The organism is Pseudomonas sp. B21-023 (assembly GCF_024749165.1).
In the GTDB taxonomy this organism is placed as follows: Bacteria; Pseudomonadota; Gammaproteobacteria; order Pseudomonadales; family Pseudomonadaceae; genus Aquipseudomonas.
The window spans coordinates 4,696,175-4,714,463 of record NZ_CP087190.1 but is presented as its reverse complement, the minus strand read 5'-3'; the positions used below and the strand labels follow the sequence as shown (position 1 = coordinate 4,714,463).

The window sequence follows — 18,289 nt, the reverse complement described above, 5'->3', positions numbered from 1 at the left end:
TACAGGCTCAGCATTCGCTTACATCCGCGGGTAGTCGATATACCCGACCGGGCCTTTGCCATAGAACGTCTCCGGATGCGGCGCATTGAGCGGTGCATCGGCGGCCAGGCGCGCTGGCAGGTCGGGGTTGGCGATGAACGGAATGCCGAAGGCCACGGCATCGGCTTTACCGCTGGCCAGGGCAGCATTGGCGCCGGCCTTGTCAAAGCGCTCGTTGACAATGTAGGGGCCGCCGAACGCTGCCTTGATCAGCAGACCGATGCTGTCGTCAGCCTCTTTCTCCCGCGAGCAGATGAAGGCGATGCCGCGTTTGCCCAGCTCCCGGGCCACATAGGTGAATGTCTCGGCACGGTCGGCGTCGCCCATGTCATGGGCATCGGCGCGTGGCGCCAGGTGCACGCCCACGCGGCCCGGGCCCCATACCTCGATGGCGGCATCGGTCACTTCCAGCAGTAACCGCGCGCGGTTCTCCAGCGAGCCGCCATAGCGGTCTGTGCGCTGGTTGGTGCTGCTCTGCAGGAACTGGTCGAGCAGGTAACCGTTGGCGCCGTGGATCTCCACGCCGTCGAAGCCGGCGGCCTTGGCGTTCTCGGCGCCGCTGCGGTAGGCCTCGACGGTGTCGGCGATCTCTTCGGTTTCCAGCGCGCGCGGGGTCGGGTAGTCACTGAGCGGGCGCACCAGGCTGACATGGCCCTTGGGCTGGATCGCGCTGGGGGCCACTGGCAGTTCGCCATTGAGGTACGACGGGTGGGAGATGCGCCCGACGTGCCACAATTGCAGGAAGATGCGCCCACCTGCGCCATGGATGGCCTTGGTCACGTTGTGCCAGCCGCGCACCTGCCGGTCGCTCCAGATACCGGGGGTGTCGGGGTAGCCGACGCCCATCGGCGTGACCGAGGTCGCCTCGCTGAGGATCAGCCCGGCGCTGGCGCGTTGCACGTAGTACTCGGCCATCAGCGCATTGGGCACGCGGCCTTCGTCGGCGCGGCAACGGGTCAGTGGGGCCATGATGATGCGGTTGGGCAGCTCGAGGTCGCCCAGTGTGATCGGGTCGAACAACGTCGTCATGTGCAAAGCCTCGCTTGGATCAGGTCAGAGCTCTTGGCTCATGTGCTCGAGGAACGCCTTGATGGTCGCCTCGTTGCGCTTGAAGAAATGCCACTGGCCGATCTTCTGGCTGCTGATCAGGCCTGCGCGCTGCAAGGTGGCCAGATGGGCGGACACGGTCGATTGCGACAGGCCGCAGCGTTGGTCGATCTGCCCGGCACACACACCGTGCTCGGTGCTGTGGTGCTGGTCGGGGAACTGCGCGGCCGGGTCTTTCAGCCAGTTGAGGATGTCGCGCCGAACCGGATGGGCCAGGGCTTTTATTATTTCGTCGAGATCGAGGGGCATGGTTGGGCTCGTGGCGTGTAGCGGTATATCGCGATGGATCGAAATATAAATCGCTGCATCGCGATATACAAATATGAAGTGATCCTAAGGCCAGCAGCATTGGCTATATCGTCTTGTGACGATATAGAAGGCAGCGGTGCTAGACTGGCGCCATGAACTATCTCGCGCACCTTCATCTGGGCGGCCCCGCGCCGCAGCAACTGCTTGGCAGCCTGTATGGCGATTTCGTCAAGGGCGAGCTCGCGGGGCGCTTCCCGCCTGCGCTGGAGGCTTCGATTCGGCTGCACCGACACATCGACCGCTACACCGACAGCCACCCGCTGGTGCTGGCGGCGCTGGCGCGTTTTCCGCGTGAGCGGCGGCGGTTCGCCGGGATCGTCCTGGATGTGTTCTTCGACCACTGCCTGGCGCGGCATTGGGCGGCGTATGCCGAGCAGCCGCTGGCGCGGTTCACCGATGACTTCTACAAGGTATTGCTCGCCGAGCCGGAGTTGCCGGGCCGGTTGGCGCGCATTGCGCCGTTGATGGCGGCCGACGACTGGCTGGGAGCGTATGGCGATTTCGCTACCCTGGAGCAGGTGTTTGCCGGAATTGCCCGGCGCCTGTCGCGGCCTGAGGGGATGGCAGGGGTGATGGTGGAACTGGAGCGGTTGTACGAGCCGTTGTTGGCGGACTTTCGCGAGTTCTATCCGCAGTTGCAGGCATTTGCCCAGGCACAGCAATCGGCTTGAGTCCGCAATCGCGGATTCAGGCTGCCCGAGCCTGTCGCCTCGGTGCCACCTCGACATTCTCTACGCCGAACAGCGCCAGATGGACCGCCTGTTGCGCTTCGAAAGCCAGTACCGCGCGTTCCTTGCCCGCGCTGCCGATTGGCGGCAACAGGTGGATCACCACTTGTCCGCGGTCCTGCGCGAACAGCCGCATCAAGTGGGAAACCAGGTCGTCCTCGCCAATGAACGGCGCGATCGGATCGGTCTGGCCCGCGCGCAGGTACTGGATTGCCACAGGCTGTAGCGGCGTGACCTGGTCGATCGCCCCGGCCAGCAGGCGCCCATGGAAGGTGCGCAGGCTGCGACCGTCCGTGGTGGTGCCTTCGGGAAAGATCAACAGGGGGCGTTGCTCGCCCAATTGTTCGCTGATCTGCTCGCGTAGGCGTTGTGCATCGCCGCCGCCGCGACGAATGAACAGCGTCCCGGCCTTCTCGGCCAGCCAGCCGGCCAGCGGCCAGTGGCGTACCTCGGCCTTGGACAGGAACGACAGCGGGGTGAGCATGCCCAGCAGCGGGATGTCGGTCCACGACACATGGTTGCAGACCCATAGCATCGGTTGTTGCGGCAGCTCGCCCCTGACCTGCACTTCGAAGGGCAGGGCGGCGACCAGATACCCCATGAACAGCCGTGTCCAGCGTTGGCGCTGTTCTATCGAGGCGTTCAGCCCCAGACGCTCGCCCAGGGCGATGACGCAGGCCATGGCCAGCCCCAGGGTCAGCACCAGAAACAGCCGCAGCAGGCGGGCACCGGCCCGCAGGCGCCGCATCAGACCGCCGCCTTGAAGTGACGGGCGTAGCGCGGGCAGAGGTCGTCGCGCTTGAGCAGGATGAACACGTCGGCAACCTGAAAATCCTCGTCCCAGCACGGCTCGCCGCAGATCTTCGCGCCCAGGCGCATGTAGGCCTTGAGCAGCGGGGGCATTTCGGCGATGACGTTGTTCGGCAGCGGCAGGCTGGGCAGCGGCTTTTTCGGTTCGGCACGCAGGTGCTCGGTGCACAGGTAGCGTTCACGCAGGCGCTGCATGATGGCGTGGGCCTGCACGCCGCCGTCCTGCATGGGGATGCTGGCACAGCCCATCAGGTAACTGTAGCGGCCCTCGTTGAGCACTTCGGCCAGTTCGCTCCAGAGCACGGCGATGGTGCCGCCGTTGCGGTAGGCCGGGTCGACGCAGGTGCGGCCCAGCTCGAGGATCGGCCCCTGCAGCTGCAACAGGCCGTGCAGGCTGAACTCCTCTTCGCTGTAGAAGCGGCCCAGGCTGCTGGCGGCCTGGTGGTCGAGCAGGCGGGTGGTGGCAACCAGCTGGCCGGTGGCCAGGTCGCGCACGCCGATGTGGCGGCAGTGGATGTCGTAGTCGTCCATGTCCAGCCCGTGTTCGGCGCCCTTGAGCTTGGCCTTGAATTCGGCGCTGAACACCTTGAAGCGCAGGGCCTGTGCTTCCTGCAGGGCCGCGGCGCCGACCAGGCGCTCGGCTTGCAGACGGCGTTCAGTGCTGTTGTCGCCAGAGCGAGCGATCCGAGTCATTGCGAGTCTCCATAAGCCAGCCAAAGGGTTGCGGCCGGTCGGCTTTGTTGTGCAAAGTCAGCCTAGGTACGCCCGGTGTCACCCCCGTGAATCTTTGGTGATGCTTGCGTGACACCCCTCAAAGGAGCTTGCGATGGCCTGGTTGCAACGACTCAACGATCCCCAGCGCCACCCGCTGGCGGCGACCTTGGGCGAAACCTATGCGGCGGTGCTCGAGCGCCTGGGGGCGGTGGCGCCGTTCGAGCTGGCGGTATTGGGCGGGCGTGCCATGGCCACGCCCGGTCTGGCCTTCCTGCTCGGCTACCAGGCGGCACTGCGGGTGCTGTGGCCCAGCGCACCGGCCAGCTTGGGGGCGCTGTGTGCCACCGAGCGGCGCAGCGTGCGCCCGGCGGACATGCACACCCGCCTGGACGGCCTGCGCCTGACCGGCAGCAAGGACTTCGTCACCGCCGGGCTGGACGCTGAATGGCTGCTGGTAGCCGCGCGCCACGAAGGCGCGGATGAGGCGCCGCGCTTGCAACTGGCGGTGGTCTATCCGGGCGAGCCGGGGGTCAACCTTGAAGCCTTGCCGACCCTGCCGTTGATGCCCGAGGTCGGCCATGGCCGCCTGCAGCTCAAGGATGCCGCGTGCGAGTTGCTGGCCGGCGATGGCTGGGATGCCTACGTCAAGCCGTTCCGCTCCCTCGAAGACCTGTATGTGCTCGCCGCGCTGGTGGCTTGGCTGCATGGCGTTGCCCAGGAGTGCGCCTGGCCGCAGCCACTCCGTCTGAAACTGATCGGCCTGCTCGCCGGCTGCGCGGAGGTCAGCCGGCAATGCCCGGACAGCGTGGCCTGCCATTTGCTGCTGGGGGGCCTGTTTGCCCAGTTCCAGGGCTTGCGGGGCGAGATCGAGCAGGCGCTCGCCGCCGGGCCGGCGCACTGGACGCAGTTGTGGCAACGTGACCAGGGCGTGCTGGCGCTGGCCGGCGCCGCCCGTGACAAGCGCCTGGCCAAGGCCTGGGCTGCCGCTGGATTGTCATGAAAGCCTGAGACGCTGGATGGTCTTTGAGCCCCCACACAGGCCTCCCATGAAGTCACTGTTCCTTGCCTGTGCCCTGGCTGTAGCTTCAGCCAGGGCCGAAGACTGGCCCGCGGCGCAGTGGCCGGTCGACAACACGCTCATCGACTGGCAAGCCGTAGACACCTACGCCTTCGCGCCACGCGATGCCGTGCGCGGTGGCATTCGCACCGATGCGTTGTTGATCATCCGCGACGGGCGCATTCTCCATGAACGCTACGCCGAGCCGACCCGTGTCGACACACCCCACCTGACCTGGTCGGTGAGCAAGAGCGTGCTGGCCACGGTCATGGGCGTGGCTTACGGCGAGGGGCGATTCAGGTTTGATGACCCGGCTGCCCGCTATTACCCGGCCCTGCAGCGGCATGCCGGACTGCGCCTGGCCGACCTGCTGCACTGGGCCAGTGGCCTGGCCTGGCAGGAAGATTACGAATATGCGCCATTGAAGTCGTCGGTGGTGGCCATGCTCTACACCCGTGGCCGCACCGACATGGCCGCCTACACGGCATCCAGGCCCGCTGCCAGTGCGCCTGGCACGCAGTTCGTCTACTCAAGCGGTGACAGCAACCTGCTGGCCGCCAGCCTGCGCGGCATGCTCGCACCTGAGCGCTATGCGGACTATCCCTGGCAAGCCCTGTTTACCCCACTTGGGATCGACAGTGCGGTCTGGGAGCGTGATGGCGAGGGCACTTATGTAGGTTCCTCGTACCTCTATCTCAGTGCGCGCGATCTGGCGCGCATCGGTCTGTTGATGCAGCGTGACGGGCACTGGCGCGAGCAACAGTTGCTGCCGGCCGAGTGGGTGGCGTTCAACCGCACTTTGTTCAGCGCCGCGCAGCCTGTGCCGGGTGAAGCCAACCCCGGCGGGCACTGGTGGCTCAACCAGTCATTGCCCGGCCAGCCGGTGCCGTGGCCGGATGCGCCGAGCAACACGTTCGCCGCACTCGGCCACTGGGGCCAGGCGCTCTATGTGCTGCCCACGCAAAAGCTGGTGATCGTGCGCTACGCCGATGACCGCGATGGCAGCTTCAGCCACAACGAACTGCTCAAGCGGGTGCTGGCGGCCGTCGCCGGGGAGGGGGCATGAAGCGGGTCGTGCTTCTGCTGGTACTGGCCCTGTCGGCCTGGGGCTGGCACGAGCGCCAGGCGTTGGCGGACTTCCCGGATATCCTTTCGGCCTACTCGGCGAAAGAGTACTGCTCGTGCCGGTTCGTGATGGGTTTCGCTGAGGCCTATTGCCGGGGCTATGTGCGCCAGTACCTGCCCTTGGGCCTGCTGGAAGAGGACAGCTCCCGGCGTCTGGTCACCGCCGAGGGCCTAGGTCGGCGCAACCAGGCGGCCTGGCAGGGCAACCGCGAAGGCTGCCGCTTGCTGCCGTGAAACCGTGCAGGTAAGGTTGACGGCCTTGATTCACAGGATTTCACATGTTCAAGCCGTCCCGCCTGCTGCCCGCCCTCCTGCTCGCCCTGTGCCTGCCCGCCCATGCCAACTGGCACCTGGATGGCGAGTCCTCGCGCCTGTCCTTCGTCACCGGCAAGAATGGCAATATCGCCGAGGTCAACCGTTTCCTGGTGCTGCATGGCAAGGTCGACCGCAAGGGCGCGGCCGAGGTCAGCATCGAGATGGACTCGATCAGCAGCGGCATCCCACTGCGTGACGAGCGCATGCGCGACAGCTTGTTCGCCTTCGAGCAGTTCCCCGAGGCCACGGTGCAGGCACAGATCGACCTGCGCCCGATCAACGACCTGGCCAACGGCGCGCAGCTGGAACTGCGCTTGCCGGTGAGCGTGACCCTGCACGGCCAGACCCGCAGCTACAACACCCTGCTGCTGGCCACACGCCTGGACGAGCGGCGTTTCCAGGTGGTGACGCTGGAGCCGCTGATCCTGCGCGCCTCGGCGTTCGGCCTGCTGCCGGGCCTGGAAAACCTGCGCAAGCTGGCCGGGCTCAAGTCGATCAACCCCTCGGTGCCGGTGAGCGCGGTGCTGATCTTCACCGCCCGCTGACATGCCGGGGCCAGTCTTCCCCTGGCGGGATGGCAACCAGTTCGAACTGCTGATCGACGGCCCCGAGTTCTTCCCGCGCATGCTCCTGGCGATCGTGCGTGCCGAGTTCCAGGTCGACCTGGAGCTATACCTGGTCGAGGCCGGCGCCTGCGCCGAGGCTGTGGTCGACGCCCTGGAGCAGGCGGCTCGACGCGGCGTGCGGGTACGCTGCCTGTTCGACGACTACGGTTCGCTGGCCTTTACCGTGTCGTTGCGCGAGCGCCTGCTGGCGGCGGGTGTCCAGCTGCGCTGGTACAACCGCCTGCGCTGGCGCCGGGGCTTGCGCAACCTCTATCGCGATCATCGCAAGCTGTTGCTGGTGGACGAACGCTGGGCGGTGGTCGGCGGTACCGGGGTCACCGACGAGTTTTGGACACCGGATGCCGACACCAGCGAGTGGCACGAGGTGATGGTGCGCATGGAGGGGCCGATCGTCACCGATTGGCAACTCTTGTTCGACCGCCAGTGGCACGCCAACCAGCGCCGCACCGCCTGGCGCCCGCCCGAGGGCTTCGGCCTGCCGCGCCTGCCCCAGGTGCCGGCGCAGGGCCAGGGCATGGGCCGGGTGGCCTATGCCGACGCCCGCCAGCACAAGGACATCCTGCATGCGCTGGTGCGCGCGCTGAACAGCGGCCAGCGGCGTATCTGGCTGGCCACGCCGTACTTCCTGCCGACCTTCAGCGTGCGGCGCTCGCTGCGCCGTGCCGCGCAGAAGGGTATCGACGTGCGCCTGCTGCTCACCGGCCCGCGCACCGACCACCCGGCGGTGCGCTATGCCGGGCACCGCTATTACCCAAGGCTGCTGCGTGCCGGGGTGCGGATATTCGAATACCAGCCATGCTTCCTGCACCTGAAGATGGTGCTGGTGGACGACTGGGTCAGCGTCGGCTCCTGCAACTTCGATCACTGGAACCTGCGCTTCAACCTCGAGGCCAACGTCGAAGCCATCGATCCGCCGCTGAGTGCTGCTGTCGCCGCCAGCTTCGAGCGCGATTTCGCCCAGAGCCTGGAGGTCGACCTGGCGCGCTGGCATGCCCGTCCACTGTGGCGTCGGGTGCAACAGCGCCTGTGGGGCTGGCTGGACCGGCTGGTGGCCAATCTGCTGGATCGCCGCGACTAGCGACGTATATCGCCGTCACGCAAAGCAGACTATCGTGCTGGAACTGTTCCCAGACAACCGATGGAGTGGATGCGATGACGGCGAAGAAGATTCTCATGCTGGTGGGTGACTATGTGGAGGACTACGAAGTGATGGTGCCGTTCCAGGCCCTGGCCATGGTCGGCCATACCGTCCATGCCGTGTGCCCGGAGAAGATCGCCGGGCAGACGGTGCGCACGGCGATTCACGATTTCGAAGGCGAGCAGACCTACAGCGAGAAGCCCGGGCACAACTTCGCGTTGAACTACGACTTCGTTCAGGTGCGGGCCGAGAGCTATGACGCGTTGCTGATCCCCGGTGGGCGTGCGCCGGAATACCTGCGCCTGAACGACAAGGTGCTGGAGCTGGTCAAGGCGTTCGACCTGGCCGGCAAGCCGATCGCGGCGGTGTGCCATGGGGCGCAGTTGCTGGCGGCGGCAGGTGTGCTCGAAGGGCGTGAGTGCAGCGCTTATCCCGCCTGTGCGCCCGAGGTACGGCTGGCGGGCGGACGGTTCATCGATATCGCGGTGGACCAGGCCCATGTGGACGGCAACCTGGTGACGGCGCCGGCCTGGCCTGCGCATCCGGCGTGGCTTGCGGCGTTTCTCAAGGTGCTTGGGACGCGCATTCAGTAAGGTCGTGAGCAGTCTGTCGGTAGCGGTCCTGGAGAAGCACCTGTCGCGCAGGGACAACGGCAGGTTGCGATGCCGATGGTAGGGTTTCCCCTCAGGCCGGCTTGCCCGAGCGCGTTATCCACCGCGACCAGACGACTGCTTCCCCATGGAAATACGCTTGCTGCATGGCGCGGCGATTGCGCCTTATATCGATGAGCTTGCGCGCTTGCGCCTGACGGTGTTTCGCGAGTATCCCTACCTCTATGAAGGTTCGCTGGAGCATGAGACGAATCACTTGGCCACCTACGCCGATTCTGGTCGCAGCTTGATGGTGGTGGCATTGGACGGTGGCCAATTAGTAGGTGCCTCCACCGGCCTGCCGCTGACAGACGAGACGCCTCTCTTCCAGCAACCGTTCCTTGCCCAGGGACGTGATCCGACGTCGGTGTACTACTTTGGTGGCTCGGTGTTGCTACCTGCTTATCGCAGTCAGGGCCTGGGCGTGCGCTTTTTCATCGAGCGCGAATCGTATGCACATAAGTTGGCCGGGTTCGATTACTGCGCGTTCTGCGTTGTCGAGCGCCCAGGCATACACCCGCTGCGGCCTGCCAATTACAAACCATTGCACGGTTTCTGGCGTAACCGCGGCTTCCTGCAGGACCCTTCATTGCGTACCCGTCATGCCTGGCGCGATCGGGACGAGCAGGAAAGCAGCGACAAGATCATGTCGTTCTGGCTCAAGGCGCTACCGATATGATCTGCCTGACGGTGTGTCTACAGGTAGGGGCCTCATGATGGGAAGTACATTCGTCCAGTTGCCGGCTCCAGTGTACTGTCGAAGTCGTACGGACCTTTGGCACCTAGCAAACGACGGTATCTAGAGATCTTCTGCATGGGCACGGTCGACCAGAGATTGCCGACGTCCAGCCTGTCCATACGGCTTACACCTGGGACGTAAGTGATCTTGTCGGTGCCATAAACCGGGCGTTGCAGCACATCGGCGATTCGTTGCGCCGCGCCGCTTTTCCCGCCCCAGCAGGCCAGCAGGACGATGGGCTCGCCAGCTGGCGTATGGGCCAGGCGCGGGGCTATTTCGCGCAGCGCGATGCGTGCTGCGTCTTCGTATTGGCCGGCCGCATTCATCAAGACACCGTTCTTGCCCCCATGTGTTTCAAAAGCTTTTATCCCTCTGCCCCATGCATCGTCGTACCAGACGACCTCTGCTTGGTTGGTTCTGGGGCTTCTGAACATGACGTCAATTGAATGCTGAGGGTTCTTGGGGGCGTGAGCTGCGGGCTTTCTCAGTGCATTGCTGCGCTTGAGTGTGCTGACGCATTTTCCAGCCATCCGTGCCAAGCCCCCCGTTGCAAGACTGGATACCCCTGTGCCTAAAGATATCCAGCCGAGCACGTTGGCGGCTTGCTCATTCTTGCCTTGCGCTTGCATGGCCATCGCTGCCGCTCCCGTGCCCATGGACACGATGTTGAGCGTCGCCGTCGCCACGGACAGTGCGCCGCTTGCGCTGAGCATACCGCTCGCGGCAAGCGCGGCGCCGGCGGCGCCAAAGCTGGCGACCGTTGCCAGTGCTCCGACCGCCAGACCAATGCCGGCCATGACCCAGGTCTGCCAGCTGTGCCCATCTGGGTCGATGCGGTTGACCGGGTCGCCGCCACAGTAGGTGTAGGCATTGATACCGCCATGACCGAACGGGCTTTCGCTGTCGGGCGCGAGGAAACACATCAACAAGGGGTCGTAGGGCCGATAGCCTGCGGCGATGTACCAGCCGGTCAGTGGTTCACGGCGTTCTCCTGCATACCCGAACGGCTGTAGCTGGTCGTTGCCCTGTTCGCTGCCATGTGGGGTGTATTGCAGCATGTGCGCCTGGGCGCCGGCTTTGATGCGTATCGAGCCTTGGCCGTCGCAGCCTAGCAAAGTTGTCTGGCGTACACCTTCGGTGATCGCGCTCACCGCGAACAGAGTGCTGCCGTCGCCCATCACCTCAAGTGTGGTGTTTCCCTGGTGCTCATGGGTCAGTTGCTTGCCGCTGAAGAAGCTGCGGTTGAGCGTGCCATCGATAATTCGGTCGCGTAGTTGGCCATTCGGGGTGTAGCGGTACTCGCACGTCCTGCCCTCATATTCGACGCGTTGCAGACGTTCGTGGGCGTCCCACGTGAGCTTGCGCCCCAGGCTGTCGGCGATGACGCGTCCGTGGGCGTCGTAGGTCAGCTCGATCCGCGCTGGCCAGCTGGAGTGGCTATGATCGATCGCCACGATCTGGCAGGGGTCATCGGCTGCGTAGTGGAAGTGGGCGACATCTTCGCTGCTGTCGTTGAAACGGCTGGTGACTTGTCGATAGCCGTCGCGCTCATTGAAGACAAAGCGTTGTTCGACGATGGCGTTGCCGAACGGATCCCGTGGTGCGGCATTGGTGTTCGCGGTAAAGCGCACCAAGCGGCCTCGCGAATCGTAGGCGAAGCGTTCGTCAGCCTCTTGCTGGCCGTCATTGCCAGTACGTCGGATGAGCTGATCGAGTGTGTTGTAGCCGAGGGTTTGGGTGAAGGTCCGAGTTGCACCGTTTTCGGTCAGGGTGAAGGTGCTGCTGGCTTCTCGCCCCATGGCATCGTAGGTCAGTTGCCTGACCAGAACGCGGGCGTCTTGATCTTGAGTGGTGACTTGGTTCACACGCGAAAGGGCGTCATAGGTGATGCGCGTACTGACCTTGCCTGCGATGATTTGCGCGAGCCTGCCGAATGCATCGTAATGGCGTTGTTGTTTGGTGCCGTAGGCGTCCACGAAACCCAGTGGTCTGCCGCCCAACGATGTATGCCAAAGGGTACTGTACTCGGCGCCCTCGATGACCCAGGACTCCTGCTGCGGCAAGCCGGCGGGTGAGAAGCTCCACTTCAGCGTCCCCAGGGCACCACTGGCCTCGGTGGGATGACCCAGGCGAGGGTGATAATGCAGTTGTTCGCTGTGGCCGCCCTCGGCAGTGGAAGACAGCAGCACGTCATGCAGTTGTGGTTCGTAGGCGAAGTCCACGCGCCTTCCATCGGCAAGCGTATTGGCGTGGGGAGGCAACTGGCCCGGGCGGTAGTGGTAGTGGGTGGTGCGCCCGGCCACTTCGACCGAGCGCTGGCGGCCCAGGCCGTCGAAAGTCTGCCGCCCCAAGGTGATGGCGTTCATCGTTGTTCCTCCTGCGCAGGGGCAGTGGTGGTAATCAATTCGGGATGCTGTCCATCGCTGTGGGGCGCGAATTGCCACGCGAGGGTAGTGCCATCTTCCAAGACTTTTTCGATGACCCGCGAATAGTGGTCATATCGGTAGCGGGTAACGGTAGTGGACATGTTCGGTACGCTGAGCCGCTCTTCGACTACCCTGTCCAGGCCATCGCGCACCCACTTCAATGTACGGGCCAGATTGTTTTCGCAATCGTAGCGCTGCTCTTCGATGGGGCTGCCCGCGAGGTTTTTCAGGGTCACATTCCGAGGGCTGGAGAGTCCGCCCGCAGCTTGCCATTGCTCGCAGCGACGAGTGATTGGGTCCTGGACCGTATGTGTGTATATGCCTTGGGCGTCGATGGTAAGGGTGGCTTGGCCCCAGTCGTCGAAGACGGTGGTGGTGGTCAGGGACAGCGGAACAGGCGAATCCTTGGACAACCAGTCCTGGGTTGTCCGGCGTATCTGCCGGCCCAGGGCATCGAATTCACAGCGCATGATTTCAAGGAAGCGACCGGGTTCGTTGTCCAGGTCTTCCAATTCGATACGCCGGGTACGTCCGTCGCCGTCGAGCCACAGACGCTGGCGTCGGCCGGTGACCTCCACCTGTTCGACCATCATCGCTGGCAGGACGCTGGTGCCGTGCAGGTTCACGGCTAGTGCGTCTCCCAGGTGGTAACGCACCAGACGCTGTGTCTGGTAAGGGCTACCGGTTGCGTTGAGTGTTCGGACGATACGGCCAATCTGGTCATACTCGTAGCGGGTGAGCGCCCCGCTCTCGCTACGTTCCCAAATGGTCTGGCCTGTGAGCAGGGACTGCGCGCTGTTGTGGGTTGAGCGGTTCACGTCGTCATTTTCGAAGCCGATGATCGTGCTCCGTAAAACCAACGCTCCGTTTGCGTGCCCATAGTGGTATTCGGTAGCGGTTGACCTGCCGTTGAGCGTCGTGACGCTTCGCTGGATGCGCCCGTAGCAGATGTGGGGCTGATGGAAATAGATGTGGCGGGTCTCCTCCAGCAAGCGGCTGTCCAGCTCGTCCAGCAACTGCTCACGCTCGACCACGATATGCGCTGGGGCATCCACGATCAGTGAAGGGAGTGGCGCATAGGTGTACGTGCTGCTCAACATTGGAGCTGAGCCGTCAGCCTTGGCTGGCCGGGTGGTTTTCTTGCGCAGGAAGCGCACCATCCCCAAGGGATCTGCTGGGCAACCTTCTCCCCCTTCGGCGGGATAGTAGCAATTGATCTCACTGATGCCGGTTGGGTAGTCGACCTGGGTGATGTTGCCGTAGTTGTCGTATTGATAAACCGTCGTTTCGGTGCGACTGGCCCCTGGGCGGGCATGGTCTGTGTAAGTGGTCGAGACCTGATGGGGGAGCTGGCAGGTACTGGATTGCTCCTCCCAGGTTCTGCCAGGGTCGATACCGTAGCGGGTATGCGTGCTGATCTCGCAATCGCCTCGACGCGAGCTTTCCAGGAGGGGCAGATGAAAGCGGTTCCAGGTGCGGGTGATGATATCCAGGATCGTGCCCTGTGCATCGCTGACCGTTTCGACCACTTCGTACTGGTAGTCGCTTTCGACCTGATAGAGGTTGTCTCGTCCATGTTCCCAGGAAAACGCCTGGGCGCTGCCGAAGCCAAGGAAATTGGCCGTGCCGATCCATCGGTAGTGGTGCATCCTTTCGGTGTCGGGGGGGCCGGCGCTGTGGATCCATGACTCGACCCGCGGCAGGTGGGAAAACGGTGCGTTGGCCGGCAGCTGATGGCCGTCGGCCCCGGTCGCCCACTTGACGATGTCGTGGGCGCCCAGCGGGCTGTGCAGGGTGGTGGGCAGCAGCAGGTGGGCTCCATTGTCCAGGGCCAGGGCGTCGTACTCGATGCCGAAAGGGCGCTGGATGCCGGGAACGTGGATTTCGCTGAGTCGGTCATTGCTCAACACCAGACGCAACATGAGCGCTTGCGTGGTATCCGGGTTGAAGATGAGATGAACTTCTTCCTCCAGCTGGTCCACGCGCAGCAGCGCGCGCTGTTCATCACTGATTTGCTGAAGAATGAAATGGCCGTCATTGCCATAGGGCGCCCAGTCGATGAACAGGCGATGGCCCTCCGGGGAGTGCATTTCCTCAACCAGATAGCGGCCACTGTCTTCCTGCTCACGCAGGATTTCGCGTTCTCCGGACTTCTTGTCTACCCGGAAATCACCGTTGTGTTGTGGGGTGACTCGCAGCGCCGGGAGTTTTTGATCGCTGAAGGTCAGCGGCGTATCGGCTGCGAACGTGGAGGCATCTTGATCTATGGCGTACTGCTCGCCGGAGGCGAGCCTCAGGGTGTTCCCGTCGAGCTCGGACAGCCCGAGGGTCCAGCCTAGTCCGTAGCCTTTGTTGACACTTGAGCCCAGCACGCTGAAGGCCAGGGTGATCGAGAGCGCCGGCCCTCTCAGCTGGTTGGCGGGTGGTAGGGGCAGGGCGACGGCGAGGGTGAACTGGCCGGTACGGTTGTCCACGCCGGTTTTCATGAAGTCCAGAAAATTGCTGGCTTGGGTATGTATCGTAGACATTGGGTGTTTCCTGTCGCAGGGAGAGGTCGGTGCCCCTTTTCACGGGCACCGAGTTTCCAGGAAGGTCAGGCCTGGCTCGCATTTACCTTGAAGGACACATGCTTTCCTGCTTCTGCAACAAAGAACTCGACTTCATAGCCATTGCCATGCTGGTCGATCACCTTCCAGATACTGCGCTTCGTCTGGGAGCTGCTGTAGTGACGGTTATAGAAGCGTTTGGCGTACATATGGATCAGCAGATGTCCCGGACGCTGGTGATGGACTCGGTCCGACTCTGGAGATTTCACCGTGAATGGCTGGCCTGCCTCATAGACCGTCACCTTGCGGTGCTGGCTGTAGTCATTGGTAAGTTGGAAAGAGATCAATGCGTGATCCCATGCGTTCATTTCATAGATGGGGTGAGACGAAGGTGTGGCCAGCGCCTCGCTTTGGACCACCATGGTTCTCGGATCGGCAAATCCGAAATAGCCGACCGATTCTTCGAATTCGTCATCCCAGTAATTCAGATTGTCGCTGGGGAGCTTGTACTTGAGGGGTGACTCGACGCTGAGTTGGAAGAGCTCCTTATGACCCAGCGCAGGGGCGATGGACTCAATGACGACCGAGGACTTGAAGGGTTCGGCATTGGTGACGAAGAGATGATCTTCATCCATCCAGATCGCCGCGTAGATAGGGCTCAGCGTGCCGCCAGGACGCTTCGATGTCACATAGAAGCGTCGGTGAACGGATTTGGACGACGACGCCAGCAGTGCGCTGGGGGCACTGCCGGTGGCGTTGTGGTAGATGAATCGCTCATCGCGCTGTGTGTGCGCGTAGAGGTCCGGCTGATCCAATACTCGAGGGATGCCTTCGTCATCGATCTGGACCAAGGCTAGCGAGTCGAGACTTTCTCGAGAGATCGTCTGGCCGTTACGAGGTTCGAGCGTGACGGTGATCTCCACTTGTTGGCGGCCATTGGCATACACGCGACGGGAGTTGGAAGTGATATCCAGTTGGAAGCGGCGTAGCCATTGATTGGCTTTTACAGTACTGCTCATAAGGTTTGCCTCTGAAGGAAGTGAGGCTTCATTTGAGTAGGAAAGTGCGCGATGAGAGCGGTATTTATTGCTGGTTGTGGGAGCCTCCATAATTTCTTGCGAGCAAAAAAAACCGCTCCTCGAGGGAGCGGCTTTTTTCTTACGGGTGAATGTTGAAATTACTTCACTTCCACCGCCAGGCTTTCGGCAATTTTGCTCTGCCACAGCGCAGGACCCGTGATGTGCACCGATTCACCCTTGCTGTCCACCGCGACGGTGACCGGCATGTCCTTCACTTCGAACTCGTAGATCGCTTCCATGCCCAGCTCGGCGAAGGCCAGGACCTTCGACTTGCGGATGGCCTGGGCTACCAGGTAGGCGGCGCCACCGACGGCCATCAGGTACACGGCCTTGTTGTCCTTGATCGCCTCGATGGCGGTCGGGCCACGTTCGGACTTGCCGATCATGCCCAGCAGACCGGTCTGCTCGAGGATCTGGCGGGTGAACTTGTCCATCCGCGTGGCGGTGGTCGGGCCGGCTGGGCCGACCACTTCGTCGCCGACCGGGTCGACCGGGCCTACGTAGTAGATGAAGCGGCCTTTGAGGTCCACCGGCAGTTCTTCACCGCGGTTGAGCATCTCGACCATGCGCTTGTGCGCGGCGTCGCGGCCGGTGAGCATCTTGCCGTTGAGCAGGATGGTCTCGCCGGGCTGCCAGCTGGCGACTTCTTCCGGGGTGATCGCGTCCAGGTTCACGCGGCGGGCGCTTGGGCCGGCTTCCCAGACGATTTCCGGGTAGGCGTCCAGCGATGGCGCTTCCAGCTCGGCCGGGCCGGAACCGTCGAGCACGAAGTGGGCGTGACGGGTAGCGGCGCAGTTGGGGATCATGCACACCGGCAGGGAGGCGGCGTGGGTCGGGTAGTCCATGATCTTGACGTCGAGCACGGTGGTCAGGCCGCCCAGGCCCTGGGCGCCGATGCCCAACTGGTTGACCTTGTCGAACAGCTCCAGGCGGATCTCTTCGATGCGGTTCTGCGGGCCACGGGCTTTCAGCTCATGGATGTCGATGGATTCCATCAACACTTCCTTGGCCATCACCGCGGCTTTCTCGGCGGTGCCGCCGATGCCGATGCCCAGCATGCCAGGCGGGCACCAGCCAGCGCCCATGGTCGGGACGGTCTTGAGCACCCAGTCGACGATCGAGTCGGACGGGTTGAGCATGGCCATCTTCGACTTGTTTTCCGAGCCGCCGCCCTTGGCCGCGACATCCACCTCGACCTTGTCGCCGGGGACGATGGAGTAGTGGATCACTGCCGGAGTGTTGTCCTTGGTGTTCTTGCGGGCACCGGCCGGGTCGGCCAGGATCGAGGCGCGCAGGACGTTCTCGGGCAGGTTGTAGGCGCGGCGCACACCTTCGTTGATCATGTCGTCGACGCTCAGGGTGGCGCCGTCCCAGCGCACGTCCATACCGACGCGCACGAACACGGTGACAATGCCGGTGTCCTGGCAGATCGGGCGGTGGCCGGTGGCGCACATGCGCGAGTTGATCAGGATCTGGGCGATCGAGTCACGCGCGGCAGGCGACTCTTCACGCAGGTAGGCCTCGTGCATCGCCTGGATGAAGTCGACGGGGTGGTAGTACGAGATGAATTGCAGGGCGTCGGCGACGCTCTGAATCAGGTCGTCTTGCTTGATCACGGTCATGCAGCGCGCTCCTCTTAAAGACGGGAACATTCGAAAAGGCATTCCGACAGTGCACACCTGTATGTCAGGAACGCCTGGCAAGGCGCCGGCTGGTCGGGCCGGCACAAAAAAGGCGCGGCAGTATACCGTGCCCCCGTCTTCGGAAACACCTGCACGTGGTCTGGACCAAGGTCGGCAGGGAAGGGGCATCCTTTTTGCTGATGACATGCGATGCTGTGGCATCGGTAGCGCAAAGTGGCGCCAGTAATACTTTTAATCGGACGAGAAACCTGACCATGCCCGAACTCTGCGTGGGCGAGCGCCAATGGGCAGTGCCAGGCGGCAGCAACCTACTGGATGCCCTCAACGAGGCAGGCCTGAACGTGCCCTACAGCTGCCGCGCCGGCAGCTGCCACGCCTGCCTGGTGCGTTGCCTGGACGGTATTCCCCTCGACGCGAAACCCGAGGCGCTGGCGGCTGAAAAACGCGAGCAGGGCTGGCGCCTGGCCTGCCAGTGCTCGGTCACCAGTGACCTGCGGGTGGCGCTGTTCGACCCCCGAAACGATGGCCTGCCGGCCACGGTGATCGGGCTGGACTGGTTCGCCGATGTGCTGCGTCTGAGGCTGCGACCAGAGCGGCCATTGCGCTACCAGGCCGGGCAGCACCTGGTGTTGTGGAGCGACGGCGTTGCGCGACCCTACTCGTTGGCGAGCCTGCCGGGCGAGGACGATTTTCTCGAATTTCACCTGGATTGCCACCGTTCCGGCGCGTTCTGCGACCAGGCAAGGCAACTTCGGCTGGGGGATGTGCTGAGGCTCGGCGAACTCCGGGGCGGTGCGTTGCACTACGACCCGGACTGGCAGGCGCGGCCGCTCTGGCTGCTGGCGGCGGGTACCGGACTGGCGCCGTTGTGGGGCATCCTGCGTGAGGCATTGCGACAGGGGCATCAGGGGGAAATTCGGGTGCTGCACGTGGCACACACCGCTGAGGGGCACTATCTGGCGCAGTCGTTACAGGCGCTGGACGGAGTGACGGTCGAATGGGTGTTGGCGGCGCAGCTGGATGAAGCGCTGGCTGGGTTGAAGCTGATGTCGCGTCAGACCATGGCGCTGGTGTGCGGGTCACCTGGGAGCGTGGAGCGCTTTGCCCGACGGCTGTTCATTGCTGGGGTGCCACGTAATCAGATATTTGCGGACGTGTTTACCGAGCATGTTTGAGGGCTGAAAAGCATCGCGGGGCAAGCCCGCTCCCACAATGCCGACACCGGCGTGGGAGCGGGC

General features: G+C 63.5%; 17 protein-coding genes. 9 read left to right on the top strand and 8 right to left on the bottom strand.

Annotated elements, in window-relative coordinates; all coding sequences use genetic code 11:
• Window positions 1–18: 18 nt before the first annotated feature.
• Complete coding sequence (locus LOY42_RS21265; RefSeq protein WP_258599157.1) at window positions 19–1,068, bottom strand: alkene reductase; 1,050 nt, start codon at window positions 1,066–1,068, stop codon at window positions 19–21.
• Between the two features lie 24 nt (window positions 1,069–1,092).
• Entirely contained in the window at window positions 1,093–1,395 is a 303-nt protein-coding gene (locus LOY42_RS21260) for a helix-turn-helix transcriptional regulator (protein ID WP_110697584.1), read from the bottom strand.
• A gap of 152 nt (window positions 1,396–1,547) precedes the next feature.
• Between LOY42_RS21260 and LOY42_RS21255 the strand changes: the two genes are divergently transcribed.
• The gene (locus tag LOY42_RS21255) at window positions 1,548–2,126 is read left to right on the top strand and encodes an ACP phosphodiesterase (protein ID WP_139669386.1); all 579 of its coding nucleotides are present in this window, start codon (window positions 1,548–1,550) and stop codon (window positions 2,124–2,126) included.
• Between the two features lie 16 nt (window positions 2,127–2,142).
• Here the strand turns inward: LOY42_RS21255 and LOY42_RS21250 are convergent, their stop codons facing one another.
• The gene (locus tag LOY42_RS21250; protein ID WP_139669388.1) at window positions 2,143–2,931 is read right to left on the bottom strand and encodes a 1-acyl-sn-glycerol-3-phosphate acyltransferase; all 789 of its coding nucleotides are present in this window, start codon (window positions 2,929–2,931) and stop codon (window positions 2,143–2,145) included.
• Complete coding sequence (olsB, locus tag LOY42_RS21245) at window positions 2,931–3,686, bottom strand: L-ornithine N(alpha)-acyltransferase (protein ID WP_139669390.1); 756 nt, start codon at window positions 3,684–3,686, stop codon at window positions 2,931–2,933. The genes LOY42_RS21250 and olsB overlap by 1 nt, the downstream gene beginning before the upstream one ends.
• A gap of 133 nt (window positions 3,687–3,819) precedes the next feature.
• Here olsB and LOY42_RS21240 point away from each other — a divergent pair, with 133 nt between their 5' ends.
• The 7 genes from LOY42_RS21240 (at window position 3,820) to LOY42_RS21210 (ending at window position 9,297) form a co-directional block, all read left to right on the top strand.
• Window positions 3,820–4,707 carry an acyl-CoA dehydrogenase gene (locus LOY42_RS21240; RefSeq protein WP_258599156.1) on the top strand — a complete coding sequence of 296 codons (888 nt, stop codon included), beginning with the start codon at window positions 3,820–3,822 and terminating at the stop codon, window positions 4,705–4,707.
• A 46-nt stretch (window positions 4,708–4,753) separates the two neighbouring features.
• Window positions 4,754–5,830 carry a serine hydrolase gene (locus tag LOY42_RS21235; protein WP_139669394.1) on the top strand — a complete coding sequence of 359 codons (1,077 nt, stop codon included), beginning with the start codon at window positions 4,754–4,756 and terminating at the stop codon, window positions 5,828–5,830.
• Window positions 5,827–6,123, top strand: coding sequence for an amidase (locus tag LOY42_RS21230; protein WP_139669396.1), 297 nt, complete (start codon window positions 5,827–5,829; stop codon window positions 6,121–6,123). Before LOY42_RS21235 ends, LOY42_RS21230 begins: the two co-directional genes overlap by 4 nt.
• A 44-nt stretch (window positions 6,124–6,167) precedes the next feature.
• Window positions 6,168–6,749 (top strand): YceI family protein, encoded by a 582-nt coding sequence (locus LOY42_RS21225; RefSeq protein WP_102682795.1) that lies wholly within the window; start codon window positions 6,168–6,170, stop codon window positions 6,747–6,749.
• A 1-nt stretch (window position 6,750) separates the two neighbouring features.
• Entirely contained in the window at window positions 6,751–7,908 is a 1,158-nt protein-coding gene (locus LOY42_RS21220; RefSeq protein WP_198755682.1) for a phosphatidylserine/phosphatidylglycerophosphate/cardiolipin synthase family protein, read from the top strand.
• A gap of 74 nt (window positions 7,909–7,982) precedes the next feature.
• Window positions 7,983–8,561, top strand: a complete 579-nt coding sequence (locus LOY42_RS21215; RefSeq protein WP_139669400.1) for a DJ-1/PfpI family protein — start codon at window positions 7,983–7,985, stop codon at window positions 8,559–8,561.
• 145 nt (window positions 8,562–8,706) lie between these two features.
• Complete coding sequence (locus LOY42_RS21210) at window positions 8,707–9,297, top strand: GNAT family acetyltransferase (RefSeq protein ID WP_139669402.1); 591 nt, start codon at window positions 8,707–8,709, stop codon at window positions 9,295–9,297.
• Window positions 9,298–9,329: 32 nt separating this feature from the next.
• Here the strand turns inward: LOY42_RS21210 and LOY42_RS21205 are convergent, their stop codons facing one another.
• From LOY42_RS21205 to LOY42_RS21190, 4 genes are all read right to left on the bottom strand, one after another.
• Window positions 9,330–11,723 (bottom strand): RHS repeat-associated core domain-containing protein, encoded by a 2,394-nt coding sequence (locus LOY42_RS21205; protein ID WP_258599155.1) that lies wholly within the window; start codon window positions 11,721–11,723, stop codon window positions 9,330–9,332.
• Window positions 11,720–14,311 (bottom strand): hypothetical protein, encoded by a 2,592-nt coding sequence (locus LOY42_RS21200; protein WP_139669406.1) that lies wholly within the window; start codon window positions 14,309–14,311, stop codon window positions 11,720–11,722. Before LOY42_RS21200 ends, LOY42_RS21205 begins: the two co-directional genes overlap by 4 nt.
• Window positions 14,312–14,376: 65 nt before the next feature.
• On the bottom strand, window positions 14,377–15,348 hold the full coding sequence (locus tag LOY42_RS21195) for a hypothetical protein (RefSeq protein ID WP_258599152.1): 972 nt from the start codon (window positions 15,346–15,348) through the stop codon (window positions 14,377–14,379).
• A gap of 158 nt (window positions 15,349–15,506) precedes the next feature.
• Complete coding sequence (locus LOY42_RS21190; protein WP_102682788.1) at window positions 15,507–17,030, bottom strand: fumarate hydratase; 1,524 nt, start codon at window positions 17,028–17,030, stop codon at window positions 15,507–15,509.
• A 275-nt stretch (window positions 17,031–17,305) separates the two neighbouring features.
• Between LOY42_RS21190 and LOY42_RS21185 the strand changes: the two genes are divergently transcribed.
• Entirely contained in the window at window positions 17,306–18,226 is a 921-nt protein-coding gene (locus LOY42_RS21185; protein WP_139669410.1) for an iron-sulfur-binding ferredoxin reductase, read from the top strand.
• The last annotated feature ends 63 nt before the right edge of the window (window positions 18,227–18,289 follow it).

Excerpts from the sequence above, each read along its gene's own strand:
- LOY42_RS21265 (WP_258599157.1), bottom strand. The coding sequence starts at position 1,068 with ATGACGACGTTGTTCGACCCGATCACACTGGGCGACCTCGAGCTGCCC.
- LOY42_RS21260 (WP_110697584.1), bottom strand. The coding sequence starts at position 1,395 with ATGCCCCTCGATCTCGACGAAATAATAAAAGCCCTGGCCCATCCGGTT.
- LOY42_RS21255 (WP_139669386.1), top strand. The coding sequence starts at position 1,548 with ATGAACTATCTCGCGCACCTTCATCTGGGCGGCCCCGCGCCGCAGCAA.
- LOY42_RS21250 (WP_139669388.1), bottom strand. The coding sequence starts at position 2,931 with ATGCGGCGCCTGCGGGCCGGTGCCCGCCTGCTGCGGCTGTTTCTGGTG.
- olsB (WP_139669390.1), bottom strand. The coding sequence starts at position 3,686 with ATGACTCGGATCGCTCGCTCTGGCGACAACAGCACTGAACGCCGTCTG.
- LOY42_RS21240 (WP_258599156.1), top strand. The coding sequence starts at position 3,820 with ATGGCCTGGTTGCAACGACTCAACGATCCCCAGCGCCACCCGCTGGCG.
- LOY42_RS21235 (WP_139669394.1), top strand. The coding sequence starts at position 4,754 with ATGAAGTCACTGTTCCTTGCCTGTGCCCTGGCTGTAGCTTCAGCCAGG.
- LOY42_RS21230 (WP_139669396.1), top strand. The coding sequence starts at position 5,827 with ATGAAGCGGGTCGTGCTTCTGCTGGTACTGGCCCTGTCGGCCTGGGGC.
- LOY42_RS21225 (WP_102682795.1), top strand. The coding sequence starts at position 6,168 with ATGTTCAAGCCGTCCCGCCTGCTGCCCGCCCTCCTGCTCGCCCTGTGC.
- LOY42_RS21220 (WP_198755682.1), top strand. The coding sequence starts at position 6,751 with ATGCCGGGGCCAGTCTTCCCCTGGCGGGATGGCAACCAGTTCGAACTG.
- LOY42_RS21215 (WP_139669400.1), top strand. The coding sequence starts at position 7,983 with ATGACGGCGAAGAAGATTCTCATGCTGGTGGGTGACTATGTGGAGGAC.
- LOY42_RS21210 (WP_139669402.1), top strand. The coding sequence starts at position 8,707 with ATGGAAATACGCTTGCTGCATGGCGCGGCGATTGCGCCTTATATCGAT.
- LOY42_RS21205 (WP_258599155.1), bottom strand. The coding sequence starts at position 11,723 with ATGAACGCCATCACCTTGGGGCGGCAGACTTTCGACGGCCTGGGCCGC.
- LOY42_RS21200 (WP_139669406.1), bottom strand. The coding sequence starts at position 14,311 with ATGTCTACGATACATACCCAAGCCAGCAATTTTCTGGACTTCATGAAA.
- LOY42_RS21195 (WP_258599152.1), bottom strand. The coding sequence starts at position 15,348 with ATGAGCAGTACTGTAAAAGCCAATCAATGGCTACGCCGCTTCCAACTG.
- LOY42_RS21190 (WP_102682788.1), bottom strand. The coding sequence starts at position 17,030 with ATGACCGTGATCAAGCAAGACGACCTGATTCAGAGCGTCGCCGACGCC.
- LOY42_RS21185 (WP_139669410.1), top strand. The coding sequence starts at position 17,306 with ATGCCCGAACTCTGCGTGGGCGAGCGCCAATGGGCAGTGCCAGGCGGC.